The following is a 7,954-nucleotide window of genomic DNA, read 5'->3' on the forward strand; positions in this document are numbered from 1 at the left end:
TTCTTATCGCTATAATAGTTCACTAATTTAATGCAATTGGTATAATTTTAATGATAGAGGTGCTTAAAGCGCCTTTTTTATTGCCAAAATTTAGCTCAGGTTAAATAAGGAATGAGGATGACTTTAAAAGCAATATTATTTGATATGGACGGCACATTAGTCGATTCAGAAAGTATGCACTTTGTATGTTGGAGTAAATTACTTAAGCCTTATGGCGTTAGTTATACAGAAGATGATTTTTGTCAGCGTTTTTCAGGTCGTCCGACTTTAGAGGCCGCAATTGAAATTAAACAAGAGCATAACTTATCAGTAACCGCACAATTTTTAGCAGATGAAAAATACCGCTTGTTTGGTGAATATGTAATAACACATTTACCAGCGCTTATGCCATTTACTGAGCAAACCTTAAAGGCGGTAAAAAATAGTGGACTTAAAATGGCGTTAGTGACAGGCAGTGCTAAAAGTGAGGCCATACCAATACTCAAAGGTTTAGGCTTTTATGAATTATTTGACACGGTTGTGACAAAAGATGATGTAGTGAATCCAAAGCCAGCAGGGGATCCTTACACTCTCGCGCTTAAGCAGATAAATATACAGGCAGGCAATGCAATTGCTGTTGAGGATACATTCACCGGCGTTACGGCGGCCAACAATGCCTCTTTACGTGTTGTCGCTATTGCTAATAAACATACTCAAAGCCATGACTTTAGTCATTCTACATACTGTATGAATAACTTAGGTGAGTTTTGGCAATGGGTGCAATCTCAACTATAGTTTAAGCCAACTTTTCTAGCTTGGATGCGCCAATAATGACGATTAAATACATGCTTTTAATTATAGCTGTACTTTTTACGCAATGTATAAGTGCAGCACAACCGTCTGTTTTATTAGCTAAAGTATACGACGAAACTAAGCATTACGAGGTCAGTCAGTATTTAGTCAGTGAAAAGTTTGATGGCGTAAGAGCCATATGGACTGGCACTGAGTTTGTTACTCGTAAAGGTAATATTATAAATGCGCCGAGTTGGTTTACAGCCCCTTTACCAAATATATGGCTTGATGGGGAGCTTTGGGTGGAGCGCGAAAACTTCGCACTGGTGAGCGGCATCGTAAGAACAAAAAAACCTAATAACCATGATTGGCAAACAATTACTTATAAAGTATTTGATATGCCTGATGCAGCTTTGCCTTTTAGTATTCGCTACCAAAATTATAGTAAGCTTATTACTCGTTTAAACGCCCCTCATATTGATGCAGTCGAGCAATTCCGCTTTGCTAATAATGAACAGCTCACCAAGTACTTCAAACAAACCACTCAACAAGGCGGCGAGGGTGTAATGCTTCATTTAGCCTCTGCTAAACATAGTTCAGGGCGCAGTAATACATTATTAAAGTTAAAGCCTTATTTGGATGCTGAAGCGGTGGTGATTGCACATCTACCAGGTAAAGGTAAGTATCAAGGCATGCTAGGTGCATTAAGGGTAAAAACAGCACAAGGGCAGGTGTTTTCTATAGGTACTGGGTTTAGTGATGCTGAGCGCTCCATTCCGCCCGAGATTGGCAGCACTGTAACGTATCGGTTTCATGGCTTAACAAAAAATGGTTTACCGCGGTTTGCCAGTTTTTTACGAGTAAGAGATAGTTTATAGCGTTTATAATTTTCACAAAGTGTGCTAAATTGCGCGGCCTTTTTGGTAATGTGTGGTGAAGTATGTTTGTAGGTTTTGATTACGGTAGTTCTAATTGTGCTATGGGTGTAATGAACGAAGGTAATGTTCAATTGGTACCGCTAGAGCAAGGGAAGCATTACTTACCGTCTACACTTTACACTCATCACAGTGCGCTGGTGGTTGATTTTGTTGCTAAGCATTTACATGGCACGGCTCATGAACACGACTTTATATCGCAACGCCAAGCCCTTTTAAATACCTTACCTCGTATTAAGTCAGATCTTGATTTACATCCCTCAGATGACACCCTATTTATTGGTCGTGAAGCGATCAGCGAGTACGTGCAGTTTCCTGAAGAAGGCTATTTTGTTAAATCCCCTAAATCATTCTTTGGTGCAACAGGTTTAAAACAAGGTCAAATTAACTTTTTTGAAGACATTGCTACGGCAATGATCTTAAAAATTAAGCAGCGCGCTGAGCACTCTTTAGGCAAAATGCTGACACAAACAGTGATTGGTCGCCCGGTAAATTTTCAGGCCGTTGGTGGTGAGCAATCAAATCAACAAGCCGTGGGTATTTTAGAGCGTGCGGCCAAACGTGCTGGTTTTAAAGATGTTGCCTTTTTATATGAGCCACTTGCCGCAGGTATCGATTATGAAAGTGATTTGACACACGATCAAAAGGTACTTGTTATAGATATTGGCGGGGGCACAAGTGACTGTTCATTTGTACAAATGGGGCCAAGCTTTAGGGGCAACAGTGAACGTGATGCTGATTTTTTAGCGCACAGTGGTAAACGTGTTGGTGGAAATGATTTAGATATTGCATTGAGTTACCACGGCTTAATGCCATTGCTGGGGTTAGGTAGTACGTTTAAATCGGGATTACCATTACCAAATCAGGCATTTTGGCAAGCGTGTAAAATTAATGACGTAAACCTACAAAGCCAATTCTATAGCGAAAGCCATACCCGTGAGTTAAATGCACAATTACGTGACGTAAGTGCACCAGAGCTTTATAAACGTTTAATGCATTTACAGCAAAATAAACAAGGTCATCAGCTAGTACAGCAAGGTGAGGCTGCAAAAATAGCCCTTTCATCAGCAAGCGAATTTAACTGTGATTTAAGTTTTTTAGATAAAGATCTTTATAAAAATCTATCAGTGCACGATCTATCTGTTGCGGTAGAGAGTAGCATTAGTCAAATTGTGACGCTTGCTAAACAAGCCATCAGTGACGCTGCAACTATCCCAGACGTTATTTATTTAACAGGTGGTAGTGCACAGTCACCTTTAATTAAAGCCGCGTTGAGCGAGCATTTAGGTGATATAAAAATGGTTAATGGAGATCACTTTGGTAGTGTAACTGCTGGCCTAACTAAATGGGCCAGCATGCTCTATAAATAACTTGGATGATACCCAGGTTTAAATATCTATTTGTCGGGTTGCGAGGTATTTTTCGTAATCTGGCAAAGTACGTTCAAGCTCAACGTCCATAAGCGGTGAGCTTAATAGCATATCAGCACTGACCTCATTACACGCCACGGGTATATTCCAAACAGCCGCTAAACGCAGCAATGCCTTAACATCAGGATCGTGAGGTTGCGATGCTAATGGATCCCAAAAAAATATCAAAACATGTATTTCATGTTCTGCTATTTTTGCTCCTAATTGTTGATCGCCACCCATTGGGCCACTTAAAAGTTGAATTACATCAAGACCAGTGGTTTTTTGGATTAAATGCCCCGTCGTACCGGTGCCATACAAAGTGTGCTTGCTTAGTATGCTTTTGTGTTTTTCACACCATACTTTTAATGCTGCTTTTTTACCGTCGTGGGCAACTAACGCGATATTTTTTTGCGCGGGAAGAGACTGTCTTTTTTGTTCCATGTTGATTCTTTTTTTAGTTAACCAAAGTGCAGGTTAGTTAAAATAATAGATTGATAGCAAGGGCGATGAACACTAAGCCGGTGATCCTATCAATCCAAAGTTGGCTATTGGGATTACTTCTAAAAAATTGTGCTATTTTATCGCCAAAATAAATATACGTACAGTCAATCGGAAAAGCAAAAATAGGGTAGAGCAAGCCAAAAAAAGCCAGTTGGAAAGTAGCAGATGAAAGTGTGGGATCTACAAATTGCGGAATAAACGCAATAAAAAACAATGCAACTTTAGGATTTAATACTTCAGTCATCATGGCTTGGAACATCACATTACTTTTTTTGTTGGTACTCACGTGGGGTTTATCACATTGCTCATTATGAGCTGCTGGCTGACGCTTGTGCAATGTGCCTTTAATCATCATAAGCCCTAAATAGCACAGATATGCAGCTCCTGCATATTGTACTGTTGCATACGCTGTAGCGGATGCTTTTAGTAGTGCGCTTAAACCAACTACCGCTAAAAAAGTATGTACTACACCGCCTAAAGCAAAACCAAAGGCACTTTGCATGCCTGCACTGCGCCCGTTAGCAAATGTTTGCGCCATTAAAAAAGCATTGGATGGACCCGGTGCAACCGCCATTAAAAAGCTAGCCAATAAAAACGAGAGTAAAAAGTCAGGGTTGATCATCATGCGCTTTTAGCCGGATGTAAAGTATGGGCTTTTTTAGTCATTAAAATAAACCAAAGTGGCACCAATAATAAAAGGTGAAAAGCAATTAACCAAGGTGTACTTAGCCCTAAAAATTGAGTTAAAACGACAAGTATACTGGCCCCGCTCATTTGCATTGCCCCCAGTAATGCTGAGGCTGTACCTGCTTGTTTAGGAAAGCTAGATAGAGCCATACCTGCTGCAGAGCCTAAACTTAACGCAAACCCTAATGCTGCAATTAAAATAGGTAGCATAAGTGCAAACGCCGTTTCTATACTGCTAAGGGCAAGCATTAATAAACCTGAAAAAACCAACAAACTTACACCGAGTCGCAAAGCTTGCTGGCTATTTCGTTTAATGTACGTTGGTAATATAAAGCTCGCGACAATACTTATTACAGCATTTAACGTAAACCAAAAGGTAAAATCAGCTACCGTGCCACCTAAATGGGTAATGATCCAGCCAGGCGCGAGTGTGACATAAACCAAAATAGCCGACATCGCGACCATACAAATTAGACTATTAAATAAAAATACCGGTGTTTTAATAATTGGGGTAAAGCGACGTAAATCTAAAATATGGCCTTGATAATGGCTATCGGCTGGGCGTGTTTCTCTAAAAAAGAATAGCGTGACAATAAGACCGACAATAGCAAAAACGGTTAAAAACATAAAATTCATACGCCAACCAAACTGTACGGTCAGCCATGCACCTAAAATAGGCGCCATTGCAGGAATAAAACACACAATCCCATTTAGATAGGTGATCATCTGCCCGCTGCGTTCTGGACCATATTTATCGCGTACTATCGCAAATGCGACAACAAAGGTGGCACACGCTCCTAAACCTTGAAAGGCGCGTGCAATCATCAATACATCAAAAGAAGGCGAGTAGTAAGCGAGCAATGCCGAACTTGCGTATAAACTAACTCCAACAATAGCCACAGGTTTTCGACCAAATCTATCCGCCAGCGGTCCCGCAATTAATTGACCTAAACCAACAGTTAACATAAAAATAGCAACGGTTTGTTGTACTTGTTGCTCTGTAACTGCAAATTGCTCTGCAATAGTAGGAAAGGCGGGTAAGTAAATATCGATTGCCATAGGGCAAAATATAACGAGTAACGCTAAGATAAGTAACAAAGTCGTATTTGGTTTTGCGGGCTGTGTTTGCATTGAGTCTCCTTTTGCCGAGTATTTTAGGTGGGCGCCCATAAAAAAGAAAGGGCTTATGACCCCTGTAGATGCTATCCGCTCTATTTTTTATTTACATTAAGCTAAAAGGCAAAGTAAATGCACTTTTTTAAACTGGTCTGATGTGTTAATTTGAAAAAAGTAACCGTTGATGGAAAATAATAATGAGTAATAAATCCGCACTTGTAAAAACGTGGCTTAGGTTTAAGCGTTTACCTTTTGGTAATTGGCTTTTTACTAAAGCTGTTTGTTTTAAAGCGCCTTACTTTGGCTCTATGAAACCTTATGTACTCGATTTACGAGAAGGGCATTGTAGCGCAGTGGTTAAAAACCGTCGTAGTGTTCATAATCACATTGGAACTATTCATGCTATTGCCCAGTGTAACTTAGCTGAGTTGTGTGCTGGCGTTATGGTGGATGCCACTGTGCCAGTTAAAACACATCGCTGGATCCCTAAAGGTATGACGGTTCAGTATTTAGCTAAAGTGGATACAGATGTGACAGCAATTGCTGAAATTGATTTACCGCATAAATGGGTTGATAAAGAAGACTTAGTGGTGCCTGTAAAACTTTATAATACCCGCAATGAGCTTGTTTTCACTGCAGATATTACAATGTACATTACTGAGAAAAAATAACTTAAATTTTATCAGTAGCTTGTTTATTTACAAATGACAAGCTGCTGCTATCTTCCTCTAATAATATTTTGGCTTCACTTGCTGGTTTTAGCTTATCACTAATAAGCTCAACCTCTTCTTTTTCGAAGCGTTGTTTTAAACTGCCTTCAATAATAGCCCCAGCATCAATACTCAATGTATCGTGAAATACATCGCCATGCACATGCGCACTTTCTTGAATTTTCACCTCACTCGCATTGAGAGTGCCAATAATTTTACCTTTAACGACAACACTTTTAGCTTCAACTACACCTTCGACAATACCGGTAGAGCCTATAACTAAATGCTCAGCTTTAATATCGCCATCAATGCGGCCATCTAACTGTACTTCGCCTTGGCTGATTAATGTGCCCGTCATACGTACATCTTCAGAAATAATTGAAGGAGTATGAGATACTCTTTTTAAAGATGAATTATCTACTTTCTGCTTTTTTTTACTGAACACTAGAAAACGCCTTTGTTATTTTTAGAGGATTGACTTGTTTGCCATTAAGTAACACTTCGTAGTGTAAATGAGTGCCAGTACTTCGTCCTGTACTGCCCATTAAACCAATAACATCATTTTTAGAAATTGTTTGATCTTTTTTCACATTAATTTTATTTAAGTGGCCAAAACGTGTTACTAAGCCATTTTTATGTTTAAGCTCTATAAAGTTACCATAACCGCCATTACGGCCAGCTCTAAGTACGACGGCGTCTGCTGGAGCAAATATTTCTGTTTTGTGCCAACCTGCAAAATCCACCCCTTTGTGAAACGCATGACGACTGTTCATAGGATCGTTACGAAGACCAAAACCGCTTGAGATATAATACTTTTTAGCAGGTAATGGAAGCGTGTTTGGCAACTCAGTTAAAAAGCTTTCTAAGTTATTTAATAATAATAATTTGTCTACAACCGCTAGAAAGTGCTTAGGTATTTTAGTTTCGTCAAATGTGTCAAAAGGACCACCTTGTGCAACTGTTTGATCGCCTAACGCTAAACGCTTTTCAAGCACTGATTCAAGACCAGCGCCTTTTAACATTGCTACAATAGCTTTACGTCGAATGCTTATTTGCTCATCGAGTTGACTAAAGCTATTTTCGTATTGCAGGTTTAAATGTGCTGTTCGCTGCGCAAAGTCAACCGTTGTATTTAATTTGAGCGCAGCGTTTTCTTGTGCGTTATCATCTATTAACGGCTCATGAAATTCGTTTTCATTTTCGTTGATTGGTAATTTTAGATCGGTATCAAGTTTTATGGACTCTTTACTAATAGAGGCCGGCAACGATTCGATCATATTTTGTAGCAGCGCCTGTTTTTGCTCTAGCACTTCAAGTTGTTCTAGTTGCTTTATGTAAAGTGCGTGTTGATCACTCGTTTTTTTCTTCCAAAGAGTTTGCTTATCTTGTTGGCTTTGCTCAATATTTGAGATCTGATTTGTTTGCGAATAAACACGAAAACTAGAAATACTCATCCATGTGACAGTTCCTAAAATAAGCAATACAGCAAAAAATTGAAGCCAAGGTGCTAAAAGAACATGCTTAACTTCGCCATTTTGACGAATAAGCAGCTGACGAGCTGGGAAAAATTTATGATAAAAAGATTTTATAAATACTAACATGGCATATAAACACTGGCTATTAACCGAATTAAGATATCAATCTGAGCCTAAAAAGCCAGAAATAAATTGTAACCACTCAAAAATTAATAAAAAAGGGCTGCTTTTATTCAGCAGCCCATTTATAACTCATTGTGTTTTTTATACTATTTAACCTGAACTCAACGCAGTTAGCGCTGAAAATAGCTGCTCGAGATAGATTTATTATCCAGAATTCAGGTTAT

General features: G+C 39.2%; 9 protein-coding genes. 4 read left to right on the forward strand and 5 right to left on the reverse strand.

What is annotated here, in order from left to right:
- The first annotated feature begins 117 nt into the window (after window positions 1–117).
- The 3 genes from CWB66_RS20690 to yegD all read left to right on the forward strand — a co-directional run bounded on the left by CWB66_RS20690 (window position 118) and on the right by yegD (window position 3,076).
- Window positions 118–774 (forward strand): HAD family hydrolase, encoded by a 657-nt coding sequence (locus tag CWB66_RS20690; protein ID WP_138586927.1) that lies wholly within the window; start codon window positions 118–120, stop codon window positions 772–774.
- A 32-nt stretch (window positions 775–806) separates the two neighbouring features.
- Window positions 807–1,649, forward strand: coding sequence for a DNA ligase (locus CWB66_RS20695; protein WP_077538964.1), 843 nt, complete (start codon window positions 807–809; stop codon window positions 1,647–1,649).
- 62 nt (window positions 1,650–1,711) lie between these two features.
- Window positions 1,712–3,076 carry a molecular chaperone gene (yegD, locus tag CWB66_RS20700; RefSeq protein ID WP_138586928.1) on the forward strand — a complete coding sequence of 455 codons (1,365 nt, stop codon included), beginning with the start codon at window positions 1,712–1,714 and terminating at the stop codon, window positions 3,074–3,076.
- Window positions 3,077–3,094: 18 nt separating this feature from the next.
- Here the strand turns inward: yegD and CWB66_RS20705 are convergent, their stop codons facing one another.
- The 3 genes from CWB66_RS20705 to CWB66_RS20715 are packed head-to-tail and all read right to left on the reverse strand — an operon-like array spanning window position 3,095 to window position 5,437.
- A complete protein-coding gene (locus CWB66_RS20705; protein ID WP_077537355.1) occupies window positions 3,095–3,559 on the reverse strand; it encodes a methylglyoxal synthase in 465 nt (154 codons plus the stop codon).
- Window positions 3,560–3,596: 37 nt separating this feature from the next.
- Window positions 3,597–4,241, reverse strand: a complete 645-nt coding sequence (locus tag CWB66_RS20710; RefSeq protein ID WP_138586929.1) for a LysE family translocator — start codon at window positions 4,239–4,241, stop codon at window positions 3,597–3,599.
- The gene (locus CWB66_RS20715) at window positions 4,241–5,437 is read right to left on the reverse strand and encodes a multidrug effflux MFS transporter (RefSeq protein ID WP_077537357.1); all 1,197 of its coding nucleotides are present in this window, start codon (window positions 5,435–5,437) and stop codon (window positions 4,241–4,243) included. Before CWB66_RS20715 ends, CWB66_RS20710 begins: the two co-directional genes overlap by 1 nt.
- Window positions 5,438–5,619: 182 nt before the next feature.
- Between CWB66_RS20715 and CWB66_RS20720 the strand changes: the two genes are divergently transcribed.
- Complete coding sequence (locus CWB66_RS20720) at window positions 5,620–6,093, forward strand: hotdog fold domain-containing protein (RefSeq protein WP_077537358.1); 474 nt, start codon at window positions 5,620–5,622, stop codon at window positions 6,091–6,093.
- 1 nt (window position 6,094) lies between these two features.
- Here the strand turns inward: CWB66_RS20720 and CWB66_RS20725 are convergent, their stop codons facing one another.
- Both CWB66_RS20725 and CWB66_RS20730 read right to left on the reverse strand, forming a co-directional pair.
- Window positions 6,095–6,577, reverse strand: a complete 483-nt coding sequence (locus CWB66_RS20725; protein ID WP_077537359.1) for a bactofilin family protein — start codon at window positions 6,575–6,577, stop codon at window positions 6,095–6,097.
- A complete protein-coding gene (locus CWB66_RS20730) occupies window positions 6,567–7,733 on the reverse strand; it encodes a M23 family metallopeptidase (protein WP_077537360.1) in 1,167 nt (388 codons plus the stop codon). Before CWB66_RS20730 ends, CWB66_RS20725 begins: the two co-directional genes overlap by 11 nt.
- Between the last annotated feature and the right edge of the window lie 221 nt (window positions 7,734–7,954).

The sequence above is a fragment of the Pseudoalteromonas sp. S558 genome (genome assembly GCF_005886635.1).
Lineage (GTDB): Bacteria > Pseudomonadota > Gammaproteobacteria > Enterobacterales > Alteromonadaceae > Pseudoalteromonas > Pseudoalteromonas aliena.

Excerpts from the sequence above, each read along its gene's own strand:
- CWB66_RS20690 (WP_138586927.1), top strand. The coding sequence starts at position 118 with ATGACTTTAAAAGCAATATTATTTGATATGGACGGCACATTAGTCGAT.
- yegD (WP_138586928.1), top strand. The coding sequence starts at position 1,712 with ATGTTTGTAGGTTTTGATTACGGTAGTTCTAATTGTGCTATGGGTGTA.
- CWB66_RS20705 (WP_077537355.1), bottom strand. The coding sequence starts at position 3,559 with ATGGAACAAAAAAGACAGTCTCTTCCCGCGCAAAAAAATATCGCGTTA.
- CWB66_RS20710 (WP_138586929.1), bottom strand. The coding sequence starts at position 4,241 with ATGATCAACCCTGACTTTTTACTCTCGTTTTTATTGGCTAGCTTTTTA.
- CWB66_RS20715 (WP_077537357.1), bottom strand. The coding sequence starts at position 5,437 with ATGCAAACACAGCCCGCAAAACCAAATACGACTTTGTTACTTATCTTA.
- CWB66_RS20720 (WP_077537358.1), top strand. The coding sequence starts at position 5,620 with ATGAGTAATAAATCCGCACTTGTAAAAACGTGGCTTAGGTTTAAGCGT.
- CWB66_RS20730 (WP_077537360.1), bottom strand. The coding sequence starts at position 7,733 with ATGTTAGTATTTATAAAATCTTTTTATCATAAATTTTTCCCAGCTCGT.